This is a genomic window from Gracilibacillus sp. JCM 18966, from assembly GCF_055392695.1.
Window position 1 is genome coordinate 1,378,174 of sequence record NZ_AP043883.1, and the last position, 22,479, is coordinate 1,400,652.

Consider the following 22,479-nt stretch of genomic DNA (forward strand, 5'->3'; position numbering starts at 1 on the left):
TCCTCTAAGTGTTCAAATATTTTCTATTTGTTCATCCCTATGCTACTATACCTTGTGAAGCGATATTAGTAAAATTAAGATTAATAATAGATGATATAAGGAGAAGTTATATGATTGGCAAATTGGATTTATATCGTATTTTTCATGTGGTAAGTCGTAACAAAAGCTTTTCTAAAGCAGCAGAGGAACTATATATGACACAGTCTGCCGTTAGTCAGTCGATTTCAAAGCTCGAAAAGGAATTAGATATAAAGCTGTTTAACAGAACGTCTAAGGGTGTAGTCTTAACGAGTGAAGGAGAGCTGTTACATGACCATGTGGACTCAGCGTTATCAATGATTCATGTCGCTGAGGATAAGATGCTAGAATTTAAAACATTGAAAACAGGGGAGCTACGGATTGGAGTGGGAGATACGATTTCTCGTTATTTTTTACTGCCCTATTTGGAGGATTTCCATGCAAGGTATCCAGGCATTAAATTAAATATCATTAATGGTACGACAACAGAGATTTGTAGCTTTATTAAATCAGGTAAGGCAGATGTTGGCATTTGTAATTTGCCAATCCAGGATGAGCAGCTTCAAGTGATGCCATGTAAGGAAATTCAGGATATCTTCGTTTGTGGAGAGAAATACAAAAAAATTACGGAAAAACCAATTAGTTTAGATTTTTTAATGAGATTGCCTTTAATCTTTTTAGAAAAGAAGTCCAATTCGCGTATGTATATCGAGCATTTTTTTGAAAAAAGGGGTTATCAGGTATCGCCAGTATTTGAACTAGGGTCCTATGATCTCGTCTTGGAATTCACTAAAATTAATCTCGGGATTTCCTGTATCATTAAGGAATTTTCCAATGATTATTTAGAAAGAGGCGATCTGTATGAGGTGATGCTGGAGGAGCAAATCCCGAAAAGGAGTATTGGTATTTGCTATTTAAAGAATGTCCCCTTATCACGTGCGGCGAGGAAGTTTGTGGAGAGTGTTAATCGTTAGAGGAAGTGGCTGGGACAAAAGAGTAATAAATTAGGGAAAATTCGAACATTGAGATTTCTGCACTATAACCACCACCGTCAAAATACTCCGCTTTCCGTGCGCACGGCGATCTGCTAACTTTGCAAAGAAAACCACTTTACAAAGTGGATCTTCAGCTCGTGCTGTTCCTACTGGAGTCTCCGTATTATGACTACGCTAGGTCAGAATATTGTTCGGATTGTCATTCTATCTATTTAGTTTTGTCCCACTCTCTTTTCGTTTACTCCCCCAACGCCGCCTTCAAATGCTGATTAACCTGATAACTATTTAATAATCCAATATGAGAGACGCCATAAACCGCAATATTCTCTGCTCCTGATAGAATAGAAAGATATGGTCGAACAATTAAATCATTGGTGGAATAGATCGATGTAGTGTCAATCCCGCTCGGGGCAAAGCTTGTTGTGAGTCGATTTGCACCACCTAATGTGACTAGCTTGTCTACCTTGGAGTCGCCACCTTTATGTAAGATGTAATATAAACTGTTGGCTCCTCCCATGCTATGACCGACTAAGTTAACCTTATCACTACCTGTTTCATTTCGAACATTATCAACAAAATTTCTAATGGCAGCGGAATTAAGTTCTTGATTTCCTTGCTTGCTTGGAAGGTCAATGCCATAAAGGTTATCTATCCCAGCCTTGTGTTCTTAAATAGCGTTTGATAAGGGCAAAATTCGTATCGGAACCACCTAAGCCATGAACGAATACAACCGGGGTATCTGTTGCGGCTTCGACTTTAGAAGCTTGTCCAAATGTCGAAATGGTAAGGATAAATGCAATACTAACGAATAATACAGATAAAAATTTTTTCATCATTTTCTCCTCCTATAAAATGAAATTTCGATCCATTTTTGCTCATTCAAACTGATTGTTTTCTTATTACAATTACCCCCTTCATTACCAAAAATAACCTATAAATCTATCATAATAAGTAGTGGAACAAAATGTCAAAGAATAGTAGAAAAATGATGAATGAAGCCTAGCTAATTAGTAAAATAGCCCTTTTAAAAACAGAAGTAATATGTCAACCTTTTATAACAAAAGGTTGACATATTTAACTTGATTGCTTAAGATAAAACCGAAAAGAATACATCAGAATAGTTAGGAGATTAACAAGTGAAAATTAAAGAAATTACCTTAGTAGCAGTGTTTGCTGCCGTAATGGGAGCTATGGGACTAGTTCCGCCGATTACACTCTCTTTCACACCCGTTCCGATTACCTTACAAACACTAGGTGTCCTACTTTCAGGAGGAATATTAGGTGCTAGATTAGGAGCGATGAGCCAGCTGGTCTTTTTATGCATGGTAGCTGTAGGGATGCCACTACTATCTGGAGGACGAGGGGGACTAAGTGTATTTGCCGGGCCAAGTGTTGGTTATATCCTTTCATGGCCAATTACAGCTTGGTGTATTGGATATCTATTATCACACTTTCGAACGATGAAATTACAATATGTGCTATGGATCAATCTCACAGTGGGGATTCTTCTCATCTACTTAGTAGGAACTCCGATTCAAGCATACATGATGGACATACCTGTATTAAAGGCAGTAAATCTAAGCTTAGTATTTATACCGGGAGATGTGATAAAAGCCATTTTTGCTTCCGTTTTGGTATACAGACTAAGAAAACATCCAGCACTATCTCACTTTGCTCAAAAAGCTAACACAGGTTTCCAATCGAAGAAGGCACTCTGATGTTAAAGTATGTTAGGCTAGTTTTAGAATAAAGAAAGACATAGTAGTAAAATAAAATATGTGAATTCGATTTTTTTTAGTAGGTGATCCGTTATGGGAAATATTACAGCAACTTATCCAACTTTCGCCACATTAACTCCAGAAAAAGTTGCGATACATACGAAAAATCAACAGATCCGTTATCAAAAATGGAATGTAATGGTCAATCAAACAGCAAACTGGCTAAACTCCTTACCAACAGTTAATAAAACGCTAGGAATTCTCCTTCCAAACGGAATTCCATTTCTACAATTATTCGCAGGAGCAGCTAGAGCAGGATGGGTTGTCGTTCCTTATGATAGGAAATGGAATCTGAGGGAATTAGAGAATAAAGTGAAGCTTTCTAGACCTTCTGTTATAGTGACAACGAAAGAGGAATACGCGCAGTCAAATCATATGAAAGCTAATGTAAGAATAGTGGATGAAATTTTACAGGAAATTTCTCTATTTAGCTCGGAATTTCACGAAGTAGAAGGAAATCCTCTTTTTTATATTGGTTTTACTTCTGGTACAACTGGGAATCCAAAAGCATTTGTTCGTGCCCATAATTCATGGGTGGCAAGCTTTGATTGTTCTCGCTTTGATTTCGAGTTAGAAGATACAGACAACGTGCTTATTCCTGGTTCTTTTATCCATTCTCATTTTTTATATGGAGCAATCAGTACATTGTATTTAGGTGGAACCGTTTATTTGTTAGAAAAATTTACACCGACTGAGGGAATGTTATGGCTAGAAACACACCCGATTACAGCCTTGTATGTGGTTCCGACAATGGTTGATGCCTTCTTAAAAGTAGGAATTCCCATAGATAAACCTCTAAAAGTCATTTCATCTGGTGCGAAGTGGTCGGAAAAATCGAAGAAGGCTATTCGTCAGCTTCTAATGGATGTGAAGATATATGAGTTCTATGGAGCTGGAGAGATGAGCTTTGTTACGGTTCTTGCTGATAGAGATGGGAGACGGAAGGTAGGAACTGTTGGCAGACCTTGCCGTGGTGTGGAGGTACAAATAAGACGTTCCAATCAAGAATTAGCACAACCAAATGAGACTGGAAAAATATATGTCAAAAGTAAACTGCTAATCGACGGATATTTTGAACAACCAGAAGGACCTATTCACACCATTCAAGATGAACAAGGATGGGCAACTGTTGATGATATCGGGTATTTTGACGAGGATGGCTTTCTATATATTGCTGGGCGGGAGCATAATATGATTTTATATGGAGGTATCAATATTTTCCCGGAAGAAATAGAAAAAGTGCTATCCTTGCATTCAGATGTAGAGGAGGTTGCGGTGATGGGAATAGCTAATGATTACTGGGGTCAGATGGTAGCTGCTGTAGTGAAAGGAAAGAGTAGCTCGCTTGAATTAAAAAGATTTTGTAAGAAGCATTTATCCTCTTACAAAATCCCGCGTAAGTGGTTTTTTCGATCCGAAATGCCGTATACCACCAGTGGTAAAATCGCTCGTGCGAAATTGAGGAAACAAATAGAAAGCGAGTTGACCTGTAATGAATCGAGCGGTAATCGTTAATGCGAAACGAACTCCTATCGGAAAAAAGGGAGGGCTTTTGCAAAGTATGGAGCCTCATGAACTTGTTGCTCCTATTCTCCAACATTTATCAAGTGGCATAGAAGGAAAGATCGATGATGTTATTTTAGGAAATGTGGTTGGACCAGGAGGAAATGTAGCTAGGCTTGCAGCACTGGAAGCAGAACTTCCGCTCACTATACCTGGTGTCACCATTGATCGCCAATGTAGTGCAGGACTAGAAGCGATTCGTATGGCAAGTTATTTTGTTCAGGGTGGTGCTGGCCAATGTTATATCGCTGGGGGTGTGGAAAGTACGAGTACTTCTCCATTTCCATCTAGGGCAAGATTTTCACCTGACAAAATAGGTGATCCCGAAATGGGGATTGCGGCAGAATATGTCGCAGAGAAATATTCTGTTTCTAAAAAGCTTCAGGATGAGTATGCCTTATTAAGCTATAACCGTAGCTGGGAGGCCTTTGAACAAGGGTATTTAAAAGACGAGTTACTTCCAATTGAAGGAAAAAGTCAAGATGAGGATCTTTTGAAGAAAAGAAAAATGAAGGTTCTTCTCCAAAGGGCACAACCGATATTCAAAAAGAATGGAACAGTGACAGCAGCCAATAGCTGTGGAATCCATGATGGGGCTTCCGCTGTACTGGTCATGGAGGAGACCATGGCATTAAACCATGGCTTCCAACCTATTTTGCGATTTGTAGATAGTGAGGTAACTAGCATTGATCCTCATTATCCGGGTGCAGCTCCAATCCCAGCCATTCAAACCTTATTAGCTCGGAATGGGTTAACGATTGCGGAGATAGATTTGATCGAGATTAATGAAGCTTTTTCTTCTAAGATAGTTGCTTGTGCTAAAGAGCTTTCCATTCCTTATGAAAAGCTAAATGTGCTCGGTGGTGCGTTAACATTAGGACATCCTTATGGTGCCTCGGGAAGTATGATGATTACAAGACTTTTTTACGAGGTGCAGAGAAGAGCGGATATTCAATATGTGTTAGCAGCCATGGGAAGTGGTGGTGGTATCGGTAGTGCTATTTTATTCAAAGTAGTAGCTTGAATTTTCACGAAAGAATTTCTAGCAATAGATGTTTAAACTTGTCACGCTCCTCCCAGAAGCCACCATGTCCACTATAATAGAACGGAATAAGCTGGGAATGTTTTATTTTCTCGTGAAGCTCCTGTGCTTGTGTAAAAGGAATCACTTGATCATGTACACCATGAATAATGATAGTAGGGGTATTTATGGCCGAAAGATCAGCGGCAACGTTTTCGTCTCTCAATAAAATAATGACAGATGCAGTAGACCAGCTCGCTGCCTGTAATCCTAATTGTTTAAACCATTCAGCAAAAGAATGGGTGATATATTGAAAGAAGAATTCATTCGTTATCCCTTGTAGCATGTTTGGACGATCATTGTATGTCTCCTTGAGAAGTTTGTCTGCAGTTTCAGCGGTAAAGCCTGTTGGAGCTGCTGCATCTACAAGGATGAGGTTAGATACACCCTTGCCATTATACCTAGACATATATCTAATTGCTATGGCTCCACCAGTAGAATGCCCAACAAGTACGAAATCATCGAGTTGAAGAGCATCTATTACCATGCGAATATCATCAGCAAGACGATTATAAGTATAGCCACTAATAGGCTTATCTGATTTTCCAAATCCCCTCCAATCAATTCCGATACAGCGATAACCCATGGCAGGCAGCACATTATATTGATATTCAAACTGTTTATGATTTAATGGCCAACCATGGATAAATACAATGGTTTTCCTGCCATTTGGATTTATATCCTCGACATATAAATTTACCCCTTGTTCGACAGGAATATAGTAACCCATGAAAATTCCCCCTCTTAGTTAATCACCTTAGAATATTCAATAAGGTAGACATAGGTGAATATCTCTGATTAAGAGCCAGAAATTGCAGCCTTTTCGAAAGCTTTGAAGCATTTTTTCCAATGGTTCATTATCTATTAAATTAGTAAAATGAATGGAATAGAGTTAAGTGGATCGAATAAAGGCATTATCTTTATTCTTTGTAGTTCTTAATAAGGCTCTTTTTTAACAAATAGAAAATCAATAAAAAGATTACTGTAGAACTTCCAATGTCAATTTAAAAAAATAGCAAATTAAAATCACCTTTAAACAAATTATATTCAAAATTAAATGTTCTATCAGATAATTCGCAATTAGACTCCCATGTTACAAGCATCAAAGAAAATTTGATAAGATCATAGTGATCATTATTTTAAGCATAAGTAGAAGAAGGTGTAATAAACATGTCAGAACATCAAGAATTTAGAGTAGTAGAAGGTTTGCAGAAATATGAACGAGATATTTCCTATCATGAATTAAAATATCACCATAAGCGAGTTCTTGTCAGTAAAGAATTCACATTTGATGCCTCTCATCATCTCCATGCATATGAAGGGAAATGTAAGAACCTTCATGGGCACACCTATAAAGTGATCTTTGGTATTAGCGGATTTGTGAATGATATCGGAATTGTCATCGATTTTGGAGATATCAAGAAAATCTGGAAGAACGAGATAGAGATCCATTTAGATCACAGATACCTTAACGAAACCTTGCCAAAAATGAATACGACAGCAGAAAATATGGTCGTATGGTTATATGAAAAAATGGAGGAATCTATCAAATGTAAGGAATACGCTCTGTCCGAAGTTAGAGTGGAATTTGTCCGACTCTATGAAACTCCAACAAGTTATGCCGAAGTGAAAAGGGAGTGGATGGAGCATGAGTAAGATCCCTGTTTTAGAGATATTTGGCCCAACGATTCAAGGAGAGGGGATGGTCGTCGGAAGAAAGACGATGTTTGTTAGGACAGCTGGTTGTGACTACCAATGTTCCTGGTGTGACTCTGCCTTCACATGGGATGGCTCGGCTAAAGAGGAAATCCGCCAAATGACGGCTGATGAGATAATGGATGAGCTCCATCAGATTGGCAAGGATTGCTTTGATCATGTAACGATTTCAGGGGGGAACCCTGCACTTCTTGCTTCCATTGGTGAATTAGTAGCATTATTGAATCAGAAAGGGATAGAAATAGCTTTAGAAACCCAAGGGTCTAGATGGCAGGATTGGATGAAGGATATTGATGATTTAACGATTTCCCCTAAGCCGCCAAGCTCTGGTATGAAGACAAATTTTGAAATACTAGACCAAATCATTGAAAAACTAACCAATTCACAAAAATCCACTGGCTTATTAAGCTTAAAAATCGTAATCTTTGAGGAGGACGATTTTGAATATGCCATAGGTATTCATGAAAGATATAGAAATATACCCTTATTCCTTCAAGTAGGAAATGATGATACGATGTGTCAAAGTGATCAACAATTGGCTTTGATGCTATTAGAAAAATATGAGTGGTTAATAAATAAAACGACGTCTTCGTCCAAATTGAATAATGTACGTGTATTGCCTCAACTACATACTTTGGTTTGGGGAAACAAGAGAGGTTACTAGAGTGATAGGCTCTGCATTAGATTGCAGGGCCACTCCTAATCGGTTTAACTCCGCACATTTTAAGGATATAAACCATCGCTAAAGGAATAACACTCATATTTTTTAAAAAGAATAAATAGGCATCATGTGCGTGGCTATACTCATAAGCTTGTAAGCCGATCATTCCCATTAAAGGATCTAAGGTTTGGCTAACTATTAGGCTGATTAGAAAATTACCTAATCCAAATAATAAAACAACAAAAACAATGATTTGAGCGATAAATCTATAGGGCCAATTTCTTTTCACTTGAATAGTGCAGATTTCTACAAGGTTATCCCAGAAGCTTCTTTGCCTTAATCGTCGGAAGCTACTTTTTGACATAAGTCTAATCATCAATAGGATAAGGACAACTCGTGTTAATTCCACAATGATTTCTAACCAAATAGGTGTTTGATCATTCCACATTTGATAAGTGCGGAATAATGCCGGTATGAGGGAGAGCGATAGTAGGGATAAATGACTGTAGAAGAATTGGAGAGATAATAAAAATGTTTTCAGCCCAGTTTTTCCATAGCGCCAAATCGTCGAAAGCTCCATCGAACCACTCCTTTTTATTTGTTAAGACTTTGCATAATTGATATCTTTCTATTTAATCGTATATAATCTTATTTAGACTAGATTGCCAAATATCTCTAAAATAAAGCATCTCTAATTTAGAGATAATTAAATCATAATGGGGAGTAGGTAAAATGTCAACAGTAAATCATCATTCGGAACAACAGGATTCTATGCATTTAGGAAAAGAGTTCAGTTTGGCTTTAATTATGTTTCACCAAACTGCAGCAGAAAAAGTCGGCTTAAATTTAACAGACTATAAAGTTTTAGGTTTAATACCATCAGAAGGAATGACTGCCGGTGAGATAGCTTCGAAAACTGGCTTATCAACAGGAATGGTAACAACCGTTGTCGACCGACTTGCAAGGAAAGGTTTTGTGTTTAGAGAAAGGCCTACAGAGGATCGAAGAAAAGTTATCATTAAAGCAAATGTCAAAAAAGTAGGTTCAGAATTAGGAGCGGTTTTTCAATCATTTGGACAGGAAATGGGGAAAGTGGTTGCTAATTACAGCCCGGAAGAGATAAAAGTGATTAATGATTATATCGAGAAAAGTATGGCAGTTTTTAAACAAGAGATAGAGAAGATGAAGTAAAAATTAGTGTGGTTGTTTATGCAATGGTAAGATAAACAAATTGTTTGCCTTTTATTTGATGGTTCTTTATAATCTATTACAGACATTAAAGGTCTATAATAGATTTTTGTAGGAGAATGCGTGATGAAATATTCAAGAGCAACAAATTATGCGTTACACACCATGGTATATTTGACGTTAACCGAGAAGAGGGAGTCCGTTGGAGTAGAGCAATTGGCTAAAATCCAAAACCTTTCCCCAACCTACCTCTCTAAGATATTAACGAAGCTTGTCAAAGCAGGTCTGATTGAATCAACCCCAGGTGTTAAGGGAGGATACCGTATTGTAAGAAACTATCAGGAAATTTCCTTCCTTGATGTGATCTATGCGATAGAAGGGAAAACCACCTTATTTAGCTGTTCATTGGATCATGAGGAGCAAAGAAATGAAGATTGCCTCATTGAACGGGAAATGATTAATGCAGAGAAAAAGATGAAAGATCAATTAGACAAGACGTATATTATCGATATTGCGAAAAAAATGGAAGAGACAAGCAAATAAAAAAAGTGATGCATCATCACTATCCCCTTATCAATACGCTAACCATTAGTGGGGAGAATGCAACACTCCACTGATGGCAATCTCCCTTTAATCCAATTATAGATATTAAGAGTCTTTAATGTATTTTATTTAAGGAGGTAATAGAAATGCTGTATGATTGTATCATTATTGGTGGTGGCCCAGCTGGTTTAAATGCTGCGTTAGTTTTAGGAAGAGCAAGAAAGAAGGTTATCTTATTTGATGAGGACAAGCCTAGAAATGCTGTCACAAATGAATCTCATGGTTTTATAACAAGAGATGGAATCAAGCCTTCAGAATTTAAACAATTGGCAGTACAGGATTTAAAGAAATACCCCAACATATCTATTCATAAAGAGCGAGTGAAGGATATGAAGAAGGAGGGTCTGTCTTTTCAAATTCAAACAGATAACGGGCAATACTTTTACGCAAGAAAGGTAATTTTGTCGACAGGACTTAGAGATGGCATGCCAAATATAGAAGGTATTCACCATTTTTATGGAAAGAGCGTCTTCACCTGTCCATTTTGTGATGGTTGGGAATTAAGAGATCGCCCATTAGTAGTCATTTCAGAAGACGAACGAATCTTTCATTATACGAAAATGATCTTCAATTGGAGTAAGGATTTGGTTGTTTGTACAAACGGGAAAAATCACTTTACTGATGAACAAAGACAATTATTAGCAAAAAATGAGATAAAAGTGATAGAGGATGGAATTAAGAGTTTACAAGGAAAAAATGGACAGCTGCAAAGGGTTATCTTTCAAAATGGGCAGGAAATCGAAAGAGAAGGGGGCTTTGTTGCAACAAGGCTCGAGCAAGCATCAACATTAGGACAGACGATAGGTTGTGAGATCAATGAGATGGGTGGCATCCAAACAGATAAGGTCGGGCGCACGAACATAGAAGGAGTCTATGCATGTGGTGACCTATCTTTACAAGCGCCTCCTCAACTAATTACTGCTGCTGCTCAGGGCAGTATAGCGGCAAGTACGATAGTGGGAGACCTTGTAAATGAGGACTTTTAAAGAAAAGGGAGGAAGACAGGATGGAAGGAAAAAAGCATTTTATGAAAAAGGTTGAATTTCTCGAAAATCCGGAAAAAAGAGGAGATATATTGCCAGAAGAGCTTTTAGATATGCTTCCTATTCAACAAACTGATACTTTTTTAGACCTCGGTGCAGGGACAGGATATTTGACAATTCCAGCAGCCAAGAGGGTAAAAGGGTCTGTGTTTGCACTGGATATAGATGACCAAATGCTAGCATTGATCCATTCCAAAGCAAAAAAAGAGCATCTCACCAACATTCAAACAATTAATAGCCGAATCGAAGATATTTCATTACCAAGCCATTCTATTGATTTCTCGATAGCTTCTTTAGTTCTTCATGAAATTGAGCCATTATCTGAATCACTTCAGCAAATTAAGCGAGTGCTTAAATCAGGTGGATATTTTGTCTGTGTAGAATTCGAAAAAAAGGATAGCCCTGCTCCTCATCATCCGAGAATTTCCTCCATCATGATGGAAGAAAAAATACGAAATACTGGACTCGAAGTGATAGAAAGATATCCGAAAGAAGAAATCTACATTATCGTTGCGCAAAAGCCTTAACATGAAAGAGAGGGTAGAGCTATCCTCTCTTTATTATTTATTGTGAATATAATCACAATAAATAATAATTATATTCCTGCTATTACATCACTTAAAACACGATAAATGTAAGTGTTTACTAATAAAATGCTTATAATCAAAAAACAAAGTTCACAAATTTCTCACAATTATTGTGAAATGTTTCACAAATAACATGTTATACTAATGTTGTAGAAAATAATTCGTTTTTGGCCATTATGATCATGATAGAAGATTTGACTGAAGGGAGAAATTCATTATGTTTAACGAAAAAATCAATCGTGTCGTCTTAATTGGTGCTGGAGCAGTAGGCTGTAGCTATGCTTATTCAATGATTAATCAAGGGGTAGCGGAGGAGTTAGTTCTTATTGATGTTAATGAAGCAAAAGCAGAAGGGGAAGTAAGAGATCTCAATCATGGCATGGCCTTCTCTCCTTCTCCATTAAAGGTTTGGAATGGGAGCTATAAGGATTGCAAGGATGCCGATCTCGTTGTGATCACGGCAGGCTTAGCCCAAAAGCCAGGGGAAACTCGCCTGCAACTAGTCGAAAAAAACACGAGGATTTTTAAGGAAATCGTCCAAAATGTCATGGGAAATGGATTTGATGGGATCTTTCTAGTCGCCACAAATCCTGTGGATATTTTAACTTACGTCACGTGGAAGGAATCTGGACTTCCTAAAAAGCGGGTCATCGGATCTGGAACCGTACTAGATTCTGCTCGTCTTCGCTTCAGTCTTGGAGAGTATTTCAATGTTGATACGAGAAATGTTCATGCCTATATTATTGGTGAACATGGAGATACAGAATTACCAGTATGGAGCAGTGCCATGATAGGTGCTGAAAGATTAGAAACAATGATTGCAAAGAGAGAGGAAAATCAAGCTTGCTTAGACGAAATCTTTACGAATGTACGTGATGCGGCATATCACATTATTGAACGAAAAGGAGCCACGAACTACGGGATCGGGATGTCCCTTATGCGCATCACCAAAGCGATTTTGCACAATGAGAATTCTATCTTAACTGTATCTGCTTATCTAGACGGAGAATACGGTCAAAAGGATGTATATATAGGTGTCCCTGCTGTTATTAATCGAAGTGGGATTCGAGAAGTGATGGAGATTGAGCTAAGCGATAAGGAAAGAGAACAATTGGAGCACTCTACAGCTGTATTAAAGGAGACCATCGCACCACTAGAATAGTAAAAAGTTAGAAGGGTGAAGAAATGAAAATGAAGAAAAATGCCCGAAATGGTTATTTTATGATGGCTGTATTATGGCTAGCCTATGTGACATTTGCAATGAATTGGGTAGCGGGGTCTTCTTTAACCCCGCAAATTACCCAAACTTTTTTTAATGGCCCAGTTGATCCGCTGATAGCTGAGTTAGTCAATTATTCCATCACAACCGCTCGTGTTTTTGCCAATATATTAGCAGCTGTCGTCTTAATGAAATTAGGTCCAAAAAAAGCTGCAGGCATAGCGATTGCTTTGTTGACGATGGGGCTTGTTGCTATTTATTTGCCAAACTATTGGGCTTATACCATTGCTAGAATGATAATGGCTGTAGGTGGATCCATGGTTATCATTTATATGAATCCAGTAGTAGCACACTATATTACTAACCCAAAAACAAAGCTCCGTATCAATGCAGCAAATACGGTTGCTTATAATGCGGGTGCCTTTATCGTGGCGATGTTATTTACCCTATTTTCCAATCAAATGATTGCGAATTGGCGCCTTACACTTACCTTTTTTGCCTCACTAACACTCGTATTTTTTATTGGTTGGCTAATCAAGGCAGAAAACTTTGAAACAAAAGAGGCATTCCAAGGCGACAGCTATGGATATAAAGATGCACTGAAGGATAGTTTTATTTGGCGTTATGGCTTAGCCTTTGCTGCGTTTTTAACCTTATATGTTTCCTCTCTTGTAAGCTTTAAAACGATTTTTGATCAATATACATTATTAAATGGCTCTCTTACGAACCTATTAATCTCTGGTTTTGGAATAATGGGGACATTTGCTGGAATCCGAATTGGAAATAAAGATATCGAGAGAAAACCGGTGCTTGCTATTTGTGGAGTTGTCATGGTTGGTGCATTCGGCTTGGCATTAATGCTAGCGAATAGTGTACCAATACTAGCCTATATCTTAATTGCTGGATCCGGGTTTGCGATGTATATTCAGTATCCAATTTTTTTAAACCTTCCCCATGAATTAGCGGGAATGACGCCACAAAAATTAACGATTATGTTCGGTCTGTTTTGGGCATTGGCCTATGCAGGACAGACAATTGCTACGATTATTTGGAGCTTTCTTTTAGGCAATGCGGGCTACGCACCTGCTATGATTTTCTTTATCGCGGTAGCTAGTCTTTATATTGTGTTAGTGGCTACCTTCCCAGAAACGAAGAAAAAGGTAGAGGTACTAGCCGTGGAAAAAGCAGTGTAGTGCCAAGGATGATGGGTGCCCACCCTATTTCGCGCTGAGCACCCAATTTACCGTCTTGAACTCACATTTCATTTTGTGAGCTTACATAATATTGGGCTGAGCTCACCATTTAATAACAGGACCGCACAATATAAGAATAGGATATCACAATAATGTTACCACCACATATCCCTCTCACCTGTCTAATAAAAATGTAATCGTTATCACTGTAATAGCCTAAAAAATGTAATGTTCCCCTTGTTAAAATGAGGATTAGGAGGTGGCATATTAACCTAAAGCCCCCCTAGAAATGGAGGAATATAGATGAAAAAAATTTGGTTATGTCTTTTGGTTTTTGTATTAGTACTATCCTCTATACCATTTACAGCATGGGCAACCCCATCACAAGACCCACCTTTTATCGATGATCACTTTGAAGACCTAGATTTGAATAAAGTACCAGAGGATTATCAGATTGGACCAGACCCACAAAATGATATAAATAAAGTGATGGTTGCGGAGGTGCCGCCAACATCAATCGGCAATGATTCCGAGAAGGCAATGAAGCTACATGATGAAGGTGGGACAAATGTGACAGCACAGAAAGTTTTTCAGCAACAAAATGGTACGATAATTACAGAATTTGATTTTATGCAGCCAAGGATGGCAGGGACCTCCAAGTTTTTTCAACTAAAAAATGCTGAAGGGAATAAAACAGCTCTATCCTTAGAATTACGAAAGCCGGCTGGTGAAGAGGAGTATACCTTTGTTTATTCCGATAATGGTGCCTATGTAAAATTAACCGATCCCCCTATAGATCATCAGTGGTATCATTTCAAAATTATCGCTAATACCGTTACGTCAACAGTAGATATATACTTAGATGGGGAGCTTGTAGCAGAGGAGGTTGCTTTTTTAGATGACTTTTCAGAAGACGGGATTGCGCGGATTGCTTCTGCAACTCCTGGCAGTGGGGGAGGCCATCTTTATTTTGACAATATAAAAGTGTACCCTGCTCCAACCACTGCACCCGAAGGATTGAGAGCTATTAGTGGTAATGAGAAAGTACAGCTGTTTTGGGAGGTAAGTGATGGTGCGCTTTCCTATAATGTAAAACGGCGGGAAGTAAGTGAAGAGGCCTTTGTGACCATTGCATCCGATATTAACGATACAACGTACGTTGATACCGAACTTGTCAATGGGACAACCTATTATTATGTGGTTACGAGTAATGGGGAAAAGGGAGAGAGTGAATTTTCAGAAGAAATCGAGGTTACACCTACAGATACACCAGAGTTACCTGGGACTCCAGAAAATATAACAAGTGTGGCTAGAGACACCCAAGTCAATCTTCAGTGGGAGCCTGTCGAAAATGCCAATTCGTATGTTCTAAGGCGGGCAACTAAGCCTAGTGGTCCTTATCAAGTGATTAATGAGAAAATTACGAAAACAAGTTATACAGACACAGGCTTAGTCAATGGTAGGACGTATTATTATGTTCTATCTGCCAAGCACATTGGTGGGGAAAGTCTCCCTTCCGAAGAATTAGCCGTTACTCCAATCAATTCCCTATCAATGCCTGTAGATGTAACAGCAAAAGTAAAGGATCGTAGCGTGGCATTGAGCTGGGAAGCAGTAGAAGGTGCTACAGTATATGAGGTGAAACGGAAAGATAGTGATCAGGGTACTTTTCAATTGCTGAAAACGGTGAAGGGTACCACCTATGAAGATAAGGAATTAGTTAATGGTAAACCTTATTATTATGTCATCACTGTGAAAAATAAAGCAACACAAAGCTTAGAGAGTCAAGTGATTGCAGTAAAACCAAAAGCAGATGATGGGAAACCTAACATGCCAAAGCAAGTAAATATCCATAATATCGGAGATCGGGAGCTTCAATTGAATTGGCAGGCAGTAGAAAATGCGGATTATTATATCGTAAAGCGTCGTGACGCCTCTGATCAACCATATACCATTGTGGGTGAGGAACTGACAAAGCCAGTTTTCACAGACAAATCTTTACAAAATGGCAAGGAGTATGATTATGTCATTCATGCGGTGAATGAATCTGGGATTGGTTATTCCTCGATTCAAGTGAAGGGAACAGCGGCCGAAGTTATCAAGGTAGCAAAGGATGGCTCTGGTGACTATCAGACCGTTCAGGCAGCGATTGATGCCGTACCTGATCACAATCGATCACGTATCGTCATCCAAATTGGAGCAGGTGTTTATCGCGAAAAGATTAAGATTCCTAACAAAAAGACGAATATTAGCTTAATTGGTCAAGGTAATGGACCAGAGGATACCAAATTAATTTATGATGACAATGCGAAAACAATCGGACCAGATGGCGAGGAAATTGGTACCTCAGATAGTTATAGTGTATTAGTACAAGCCGATGACTTTATCGCAGAAAATCTAACAATAGAAAATGATTCAGGAAATGATACGGCCCAAGCAGTCGCCCTGTCAGCAAGGGGGGACCGTCAGATTTATCGAAATGTCCGATTAGTAGGATGGCAGGACACCTTATTGGCAACAGACGATGTCAGACAATATTACGTCGATAATTATATATCAGGCGATGTCGATTTTATTTTTGGTGACGCCACTGCCGTGTTTGATCATTCTATTATCCATAGTCGCGATGCTGGTTATGTCACAGCAGCTTCTACGAAGAAGACGAACATTGGCTATGTTTTCTATAACAGTAAATTAACCGCAGAGGAAGGCATGATTGATAGTGTCGAATTAGGTAGACCTTGGCGTCCTTATTCAAATGTTGTTTATATCCAGACATGGATGGGTGAGCATATTAAACCACACGGGTGGAATAACTGGGGTAATAGCGAGAATGAATCAACAGCAAGATATGGTGAGTTCGCTAACAGTGGTCCTAGTGGAGAGGCGATGGAGCGTTATTCATGGACGAAACAGCTGACATTAGAAGAAGCTATGGCATATATGCCTGAAAAGGTGCTAGCAGGGGATGATAACTGGAACCCAGTGGAAAAAGAGATTCTTCTCGATAGTAATGCGATACTCTCTAGCCTAACATTAGACGGAAAATCCCTAGAAAACTTTGATCCAAACCAAAAAGAGTATGTCGTGACATTACCTGCAAATGAAGATCTACCAGCTATTGCCGCAGAAGCCATGAGTGAAAAGAGTATCGTCACTATTTCGCAAGAAGGAACAGAAGCAAAGATAGAAGTTACCGCAGAGGACGGACTGAAACAAATCTATCACATTCAGTTTGTTACCACTGATGACTTTGGCATAGTCTTGGAAGAATTAATTTCATCAGGAGAGATAAGACACCCATTAGCCAAGCAGCTAACCAATGCCTACAAGCTATATCAGTATCATGATGAAAAAGGAGCAGAGCAACAGGCGATAAAATTTCTTCAAAAATTCAAAGCACAAATGGAGAAAAAGCCAGCTCTAATCTCTGATCAAGCCTATCAAACGTTAAAGCAAATCATTCTCAAGTTAATCCAAAAATAAAGAAACATTCACGGAGCCAGTTTAATCTAGCTCCGTGTTCTTATAGGAACTAACCCCACAATCTAATCACCTGAATCCGCAATACCTCTAAATGATGACACCTCATCCTCTATATAACTCACCTTCCTTCACTCGACTACACCATTACTAATAGAATACATAAAATAGAATTAAACACACATTAAATAGACGAATAACCTACAATTACATTAAATATGATGCACTTTTTAAAAATAAATCTAGATATATGTTGCATTTATTGTTACAATATAACATAAATTGTACAAGATAAGTGCTGAAGGGAGTTCGAATCACATTGCATGCAAAATATTTAGATCTATTAGCGGAAAAATACGACTGTGAGGAAAAAGTCGTTACGGAAATTATAAATTTAGAAGCAATTCTTGATTTGCCGAAGGGAACAGAACATTTTGTTAGTGACCTCCATGGAGAGTTTCATGCCTTTCAACATGTGCTCAGAAACGGTTCAGGTAAAGTCAAAGAGAAGATTCATGATATTTTCAAAGGCACGATGACAGAACAACAAATTAACGATTTTGCCACATTAGTTTATTACCCAGAAGCAAAACTAAAACAAATCCGAAATACCTTTTCAAATGAGGTGGAGCTAAATGCGTGGTATCAACAAACGATTTATGACATGATCACACTTCTTCCATATGCTTCATCCAAATATACGAGATCAAAGCTGCGAAAAGCATTGCCAGAGCAATTTGTTTATGTGATCGAGGAATTATTATATAAATCTGATAAATATTCTAATAAAAAAACATACTATGAAAAAATTATGCAACAGATTATTACCCTTAGACAGTCAGAAAAATTGATTATCGGCTTAGCGTATACCATTCAGCGACTCATTGTGGATCACCTACATGTTGTAGGAGATATTTATGATCGTGGCCCAGACCCTGATAAAATCATGGATACATTGATTAACTACCACTCCTTAGATATCCAATGGGGAAACCATGACGTACTTTGGCTAGGCGCATATGCTGGATCGAAGGTATGTCTGGCAAATATTATTCGTATTTGTGCTCGCTATGATAATCTCGACATTATTGAAGATGCTTATGGCATTAATCTTCGCCCACTCCTTAATTTAGCGGAGAAATATTACGAGGACAATCCAGCATTTCGTCCAAAGGAGCATAAAGATAAGCCATTGTCTGAGCATGAAGCTTTACAGATCACAAAAATTCACCAAGCGATGGCGATGATTCAATTTAAACTAGAGAGCCCGATTATCAAACGTCGACCCTTTTTTAATATGGAGGATCGTTTAGTACTGGAGAAAATTGATTATAAAAAAAAGGAAATCACGATCTATGGGAAGACATATCCACTAGAAAATACATGCTTTCGGACGATTAATCCAGCTAATCCGGCACAATTGCTACCGGAAGAAGAAGAGGTGATCGATAAGTTATTAGTCTCTGTTCAACATTCTGAGAAATTAGCCCGCCATATGAAGTTTTTAATGAAAAAAGGTAGTCTTTATCTGAGATATAATGGAAACCTACTAATCCATGGCTGTATTCCAGTTAATGAGGACGGGGAAATGGAACAGATGGAGATCGAAGGAGAGGTATATAAAGGTCGGGCCTTATTAGATCAATTTGAAGAATATTTGCGTTATGCCTTTACTCATCGTGGCCTATCCGATGATTTAGCGACAGATATGGTTTGGTATTTATGGACAGGGGAGTATTCGTCTTTATTTGGGAAGCGGGCAATGACGACCTTCGAGCGTTATTTTATAAAGGATAAAGCTTCCCATAAGGAGGATAAAAACCCCTATTATTATTTGCGAGAAAGTGAAGAGATTTGCCGTAAAATGCTAGAAGAGTTTGAACTCGATCCTGATCAAGGGCATATCATCAATGGACATACACCAGTAAAAGAAATTGAAGGGGAGAACCCGATCAAGGCAAATGGCAAAATGATCGTAATTGATGGCGGCTTTTCGAAGGCCTATCAATCGACAACGGGCATTGCAGGATACACGCTTTTATACAATTCATTTGGCATGCAGCTCGTAGCACACCAGCAGTTTAATTCAAAGGAAGAAGTAATCCAAAATGGAGCCGACGTCCTTTCGGTGAAGCGTGTAGTGGATAAGGAGCTAGAGCGAAAAAAGGTCCGTGAAACAAATGTAGGCAAGGAATTACAAGAAGAGATCGGTCGCTTAAAACAATTAATGGAATATCGCTATATGCAATAAAAATGGGGAGCGCTAATCGCTCTCCTTTTTAAATGGTGAAGAAAACGGGTATAGGGGGATAGAAAGGAGTCTCACCAATGGATATTTATACGATTGGTCATTCCACACACACAAGGGAGCATTTTCTCGAAATGCTTGGTGAAGCGAATATTGAATTTGTGGCAGATGTCCGCGCCATTCCTGCTAGTCGTAAGCACCCTCAGTACACAAAGGATAACATGAGAAAATGGCTACAGAATGCCGGAATAGACTATCATCATTTTCCGTTGCTTGGTGGAAGATGGTCTCGATCAGGAATAATAGGAGAAAGCCTCAATGCAGGTTGGCGAAATCAATCTCTTCATCATTATGCTGATTATACATTAGGTGATGAATTCAAACGAGGTTTAACGCAACTTCTACGAACGGCAAAAAAGTGTCAGCTTGCTTATCTATGCTCGGAAAGACATCCAGCCCGATGTCACCGATTAATAATTAGTAACTGTTTGCAGGCAAATGGCTGGAATGTGTATCATCTGATGGATAATTCAAATGGTCGAACAGAAATCATAGCACATGAACTTGGCAGATGGGGAGCAAATCCAATCATAGAAGAGGATGGAACAGTCGTCTATCCAAAATAGAACCAGATACCCTCTATCAAGGTACCTGGTGAATGAAAATCTATACTAGATCACAGGCCTCTCTTGGCATCCAATGAGCATCTTTTCCATCCCATTTCACATTACAGCCTAAAGGATTGGTTAACGGGGTTGTAATACGTTTACCAGCTAAGTGCTCACTAAGCACATTTTCTAAATCATTCACGGTCGCCTTTTCTGACTGTCGCGGGTTGTCGAGACCTCTTCCTGTGTAGATCAATTCTCGGTTTTGATTAAACACGAAAAAGTGTGGAGTTCTTAATGCTCCATATGCTTTTGCGATTTCTTGTGTGGAATCATGTAAGTAGATCCAAGGGAATTGATTTTCCTCCATGCGCTTCACCATGTCTTCAAAGGAATCATCAGGATTGGTGTTTGCACTATTGGAGTTAATGGCAACAAAGGATACACCATTTTTTGCGAATTTCTCCGCTGTTGCCCTTGTCACTTCATCTGATCCGATTACAAATGGACAATGATTACATGTGAAGAAGACAACTAAAACCTGAGCATCATGAAAATCTGACAAGCTGTATGATCTCCCGTTTGTGGCAGGAAGCTTGAAATCTGGTGCCTTTTGCCCTAATTCTAACGTAAATGCCATTAAAAATCCCCTCCCATTGTACTGTATATGAAAAATATACCAGATTATCAGAAAAGGAACAATAGCTTATGTTGGGGCTCATGAATCCAATTACATTGGCCATACTAACATTAATAAGCCGATTATTTGTTTTTCATAACGACAGGTTTGATAATAGTATTTGCAAGACTTGAATGTAATGAGAAGGAGTGGATGGGGTTGAAAACAAAAGCGGTGATCATAAAACAATATGGTAGTAAAGAGGTGCTAGAGGAAGGTTCCGTAGACTTACCTGAGCTAGGAAATCATCAAGTGCTAGTTCGAGAAAAGGCCACTTCCATTAACCCGATAGACTGGAAGCTTCGAGAAGGTTATCTGAAGCAAATGTTTGATTGGGAATTCCCGATTATTCTTGGTTGGGATGTCGCTGGAATCATCGAAGCGGTTGGATCTGAGGTAACAGAATGGAAGGTGGGGGATGAGGTATTTGCTCGTCCTGACACGACGCGTTTTGGAACCTATGCCGAGCATACCATTGTCGATGAACATTTGTTAGCTAAAAAGCCTGCTAATGTTTCCTTTGAGGATGCTGCAGCAGTTCCATTAGCTGGTTTAACTGCTTACCAAGGTTTATTTGATCATGGTTCCTTACAAAAAGGAGAAAAAGTGTTAATCCATGCTGGGGCTGGTGGTGTCGGTACCTATGCGATTCAATTAGCAAAGGATGCTGGTGCTTATGTTTACACAACGGCGAGTGAAAAAAATCATGAGCTGCTAAAATCTTTAGGAGCGGATGAAGTAATTGATTACCGAAAAACAGATTTTCAAACCATGTTAAAAGATATAGATTTAGTTCTAGATACGATGGGTGGAGATGTACAAAAAGATAGCTTTGAGGTTCTTAAAGAGGATAAGGGACGGCTAATTTCCATTCTTAATGAACCAGATCAAGACAAGGCAAAGCAAAAGAATGTTACGGCAAAAAGTATTTGGCTTCAGCCTGACGGTCAACAGCTTAGTATCCTAGCTAAATTATTAGAGGAAAACCGGATGAAAAGTGTTGTTGGCAGTACATTCCCACTCTCCCAAAAAGGGCTATATGATGCACACGCCTTGAGTGAAACCCATCATGCCGTTGGTAAAATCGTAATTACGATTGATTAACAGTCTTATAAGAAATAAGCTCTATCATTCAAGGTAGAGCTTATTTCATGATTAGCTATTTTTACAAAGGAAAACTAGGAGCTAAACACTTTCTTTCTAATGATTATTTCAGCGATAGCTAGGTTGAGCACCCAGCATAGCCAGACCGCAATTGTATATGAAAGGCTATAAGGAAGGTTAAGTGCGTTATGCGAAATTGCTACCAAAATATAGATGGTTATATTGGCAAATGAAAGAAAGAAACTTCGAAGTATCCATTGCCTATGTAAATTGATTTTCTTCCTTCTAATCGCCACATATCCAAGGATAGTTATTCCGAGCCATAATGTATTTAAAATAAGAAAGCCTAGCGTACTTGGCCACCCCCCTGTTGCAAAAAAACTAACATAGACACCTGGTAGGAAATTGAAAAGAATAGATAAAACATAGATTCGACCATTCCAGCGATGGAAACGGATTGATTGTATCCGAATTTTTTTGATCACTCCTAGTGGCCCAGTCAAAAGCGAAATAATCGCAAGAATAATATGGATACGAATCATGATTATCCATAAGGATTCATTCGATAGTATTTGATCCTTCCTGGCAATAAACTTTACAAATTGAGGGTCTACAATAAAATTCTTTGATAATGTATGAAATATCCACATGAGTGGAATAAGGAGAATCAGTATTCGAATAGATTTGTTCATAAGCAAGCTTCCTCCATAAA

General features: G+C 38.6%; 20 protein-coding genes and 1 pseudogene. 16 read left to right on the forward strand and 5 right to left on the reverse strand.

Going from position 1 to position 22,479, the window contains the following annotated elements; genetic code table 11:
- Nucleotides 1–110 precede the first annotated feature (110 nt).
- Nucleotides 111–992 carry a LysR family transcriptional regulator gene (locus tag ACZ5N5_RS06660; protein WP_464373507.1) on the forward strand — a complete coding sequence of 294 codons (882 nt, stop codon included), beginning with the start codon at nucleotides 111–113 and terminating at the stop codon, nucleotides 990–992.
- 259 nt (nucleotides 993–1,251) lie between these two features.
- On the opposite strand, the pseudogene ACZ5N5_RS06665 reads toward ACZ5N5_RS06660, so the two are convergent.
- Nucleotides 1,252–1,849, reverse strand: a pseudogene (locus ACZ5N5_RS06665) (esterase/lipase family protein).
- A gap of 300 nt (nucleotides 1,850–2,149) precedes the next feature.
- Here ACZ5N5_RS06665 and ACZ5N5_RS06670 point away from each other — a divergent pair.
- The 3 genes from ACZ5N5_RS06670 to ACZ5N5_RS06680 all read left to right on the forward strand — a co-directional run bounded on the left by ACZ5N5_RS06670 (nucleotide 2,150) and on the right by ACZ5N5_RS06680 (nucleotide 5,378).
- Nucleotides 2,150–2,731: a biotin transporter BioY gene (locus tag ACZ5N5_RS06670; protein ID WP_054788149.1), complete on the forward strand. Its 582-nt coding sequence runs from the start codon at nucleotides 2,150–2,152 to the stop codon at nucleotides 2,729–2,731.
- 93 nt (nucleotides 2,732–2,824) lie between these two features.
- Nucleotides 2,825–4,306 (forward strand): AMP-binding protein, encoded by a 1,482-nt coding sequence (locus tag ACZ5N5_RS06675; protein ID WP_464373508.1) that lies wholly within the window; start codon nucleotides 2,825–2,827, stop codon nucleotides 4,304–4,306.
- Complete coding sequence (locus ACZ5N5_RS06680; RefSeq protein WP_464373509.1) at nucleotides 4,284–5,378, forward strand: acetyl-CoA C-acyltransferase; 1,095 nt, start codon at nucleotides 4,284–4,286, stop codon at nucleotides 5,376–5,378. Before ACZ5N5_RS06675 ends, ACZ5N5_RS06680 begins: the two co-directional genes overlap by 23 nt.
- A 4-nt stretch (nucleotides 5,379–5,382) precedes the next feature.
- Here the strand turns inward: ACZ5N5_RS06680 and ACZ5N5_RS06685 are convergent, their stop codons facing one another.
- Nucleotides 5,383–6,165 (reverse strand): alpha/beta fold hydrolase, encoded by a 783-nt coding sequence (locus ACZ5N5_RS06685; protein WP_054788148.1) that lies wholly within the window; start codon nucleotides 6,163–6,165, stop codon nucleotides 5,383–5,385.
- A 440-nt stretch (nucleotides 6,166–6,605) separates the two neighbouring features.
- On the opposite strand from ACZ5N5_RS06685, the gene queD reads away from it, so the two are divergent.
- Nucleotides 6,606–7,091, forward strand: a complete 486-nt coding sequence (gene queD, locus ACZ5N5_RS06690) for a 6-carboxytetrahydropterin synthase QueD (protein ID WP_054860038.1) — start codon at nucleotides 6,606–6,608, stop codon at nucleotides 7,089–7,091.
- Nucleotides 7,084–7,815 (forward strand): 7-carboxy-7-deazaguanine synthase QueE, encoded by a 732-nt coding sequence (gene queE / locus ACZ5N5_RS06695; protein ID WP_054788147.1) that lies wholly within the window; start codon nucleotides 7,084–7,086, stop codon nucleotides 7,813–7,815. The genes queD and queE overlap by 8 nt, the downstream gene beginning before the upstream one ends.
- Nucleotides 7,816–7,831: 16 nt before the next feature.
- Here the strand turns inward: queE and ACZ5N5_RS06700 are convergent, their stop codons facing one another.
- Entirely contained in the window at nucleotides 7,832–8,392 is a 561-nt protein-coding gene (locus ACZ5N5_RS06700; RefSeq protein WP_464373510.1) for a hypothetical protein, read from the reverse strand.
- Between the two features lie 152 nt (nucleotides 8,393–8,544).
- Here ACZ5N5_RS06700 and ACZ5N5_RS06705 point away from each other — a divergent pair, with 152 nt between their 5' ends.
- From ACZ5N5_RS06705 to ACZ5N5_RS06745, 9 genes are all read left to right on the forward strand, one after another.
- Nucleotides 8,545–9,003 carry a MarR family winged helix-turn-helix transcriptional regulator gene (locus ACZ5N5_RS06705; RefSeq protein ID WP_277679407.1) on the forward strand — a complete coding sequence of 153 codons (459 nt, stop codon included), beginning with the start codon at nucleotides 8,545–8,547 and terminating at the stop codon, nucleotides 9,001–9,003.
- A 123-nt stretch (nucleotides 9,004–9,126) separates the two neighbouring features.
- Nucleotides 9,127–9,543, forward strand: coding sequence for an Rrf2 family transcriptional regulator (locus tag ACZ5N5_RS06710; protein ID WP_464373511.1), 417 nt, complete (start codon nucleotides 9,127–9,129; stop codon nucleotides 9,541–9,543).
- Nucleotides 9,544–9,689: 146 nt separating this feature from the next.
- Nucleotides 9,690–10,589 (forward strand): NAD(P)/FAD-dependent oxidoreductase, encoded by a 900-nt coding sequence (locus tag ACZ5N5_RS06715; RefSeq protein WP_464373512.1) that lies wholly within the window; start codon nucleotides 9,690–9,692, stop codon nucleotides 10,587–10,589.
- Between the two features lie 20 nt (nucleotides 10,590–10,609).
- Nucleotides 10,610–11,173: a class I SAM-dependent methyltransferase gene (locus tag ACZ5N5_RS06720; RefSeq protein ID WP_464373513.1), complete on the forward strand. Its 564-nt coding sequence runs from the start codon at nucleotides 10,610–10,612 to the stop codon at nucleotides 11,171–11,173.
- A 277-nt stretch (nucleotides 11,174–11,450) separates the two neighbouring features.
- Nucleotides 11,451–12,395, forward strand: a complete 945-nt coding sequence (locus ACZ5N5_RS06725; protein WP_464373514.1) for an L-lactate dehydrogenase — start codon at nucleotides 11,451–11,453, stop codon at nucleotides 12,393–12,395.
- A 23-nt stretch (nucleotides 12,396–12,418) separates the two neighbouring features.
- Nucleotides 12,419–13,645 carry an MFS transporter gene (locus tag ACZ5N5_RS06730; protein ID WP_464373515.1) on the forward strand — a complete coding sequence of 409 codons (1,227 nt, stop codon included), beginning with the start codon at nucleotides 12,419–12,421 and terminating at the stop codon, nucleotides 13,643–13,645.
- A 303-nt stretch (nucleotides 13,646–13,948) separates the two neighbouring features.
- Entirely contained in the window at nucleotides 13,949–17,131 is a 3,183-nt protein-coding gene (locus ACZ5N5_RS06735; protein ID WP_464373516.1) for a pectinesterase family protein, read from the forward strand.
- Between the two features lie 316 nt (nucleotides 17,132–17,447).
- On the forward strand, nucleotides 17,448–19,379 hold the full coding sequence (locus ACZ5N5_RS06740) for a fructose-1,6-bisphosphatase (protein WP_109983231.1): 1,932 nt from the start codon (nucleotides 17,448–17,450) through the stop codon (nucleotides 19,377–19,379).
- A gap of 77 nt (nucleotides 19,380–19,456) precedes the next feature.
- Nucleotides 19,457–20,002 carry a DUF488 domain-containing protein gene (locus tag ACZ5N5_RS06745; protein ID WP_464373517.1) on the forward strand — a complete coding sequence of 182 codons (546 nt, stop codon included), beginning with the start codon at nucleotides 19,457–19,459 and terminating at the stop codon, nucleotides 20,000–20,002.
- Nucleotides 20,003–20,042: 40 nt separating this feature from the next.
- Here the strand turns inward: ACZ5N5_RS06745 and ACZ5N5_RS06750 are convergent, their stop codons facing one another.
- Nucleotides 20,043–20,624 carry a thioredoxin family protein gene (locus tag ACZ5N5_RS06750; protein ID WP_464367352.1) on the reverse strand — a complete coding sequence of 194 codons (582 nt, stop codon included), beginning with the start codon at nucleotides 20,622–20,624 and terminating at the stop codon, nucleotides 20,043–20,045.
- A 192-nt stretch (nucleotides 20,625–20,816) separates the two neighbouring features.
- Here ACZ5N5_RS06750 and ACZ5N5_RS06755 point away from each other — a divergent pair, with 192 nt between their 5' ends.
- Nucleotides 20,817–21,767 (forward strand): NADP-dependent oxidoreductase, encoded by a 951-nt coding sequence (locus tag ACZ5N5_RS06755; RefSeq protein ID WP_464373518.1) that lies wholly within the window; start codon nucleotides 20,817–20,819, stop codon nucleotides 21,765–21,767.
- Nucleotides 21,768–21,841: 74 nt separating this feature from the next.
- Here ACZ5N5_RS06755 and ACZ5N5_RS06760 read toward each other — a convergent pair whose 3' ends face one another.
- Nucleotides 21,842–22,459 (reverse strand): DUF2306 domain-containing protein, encoded by a 618-nt coding sequence (locus tag ACZ5N5_RS06760; RefSeq protein ID WP_277679332.1) that lies wholly within the window; start codon nucleotides 22,457–22,459, stop codon nucleotides 21,842–21,844.
- Nucleotides 22,460–22,479 lie beyond the last annotated feature (20 nt).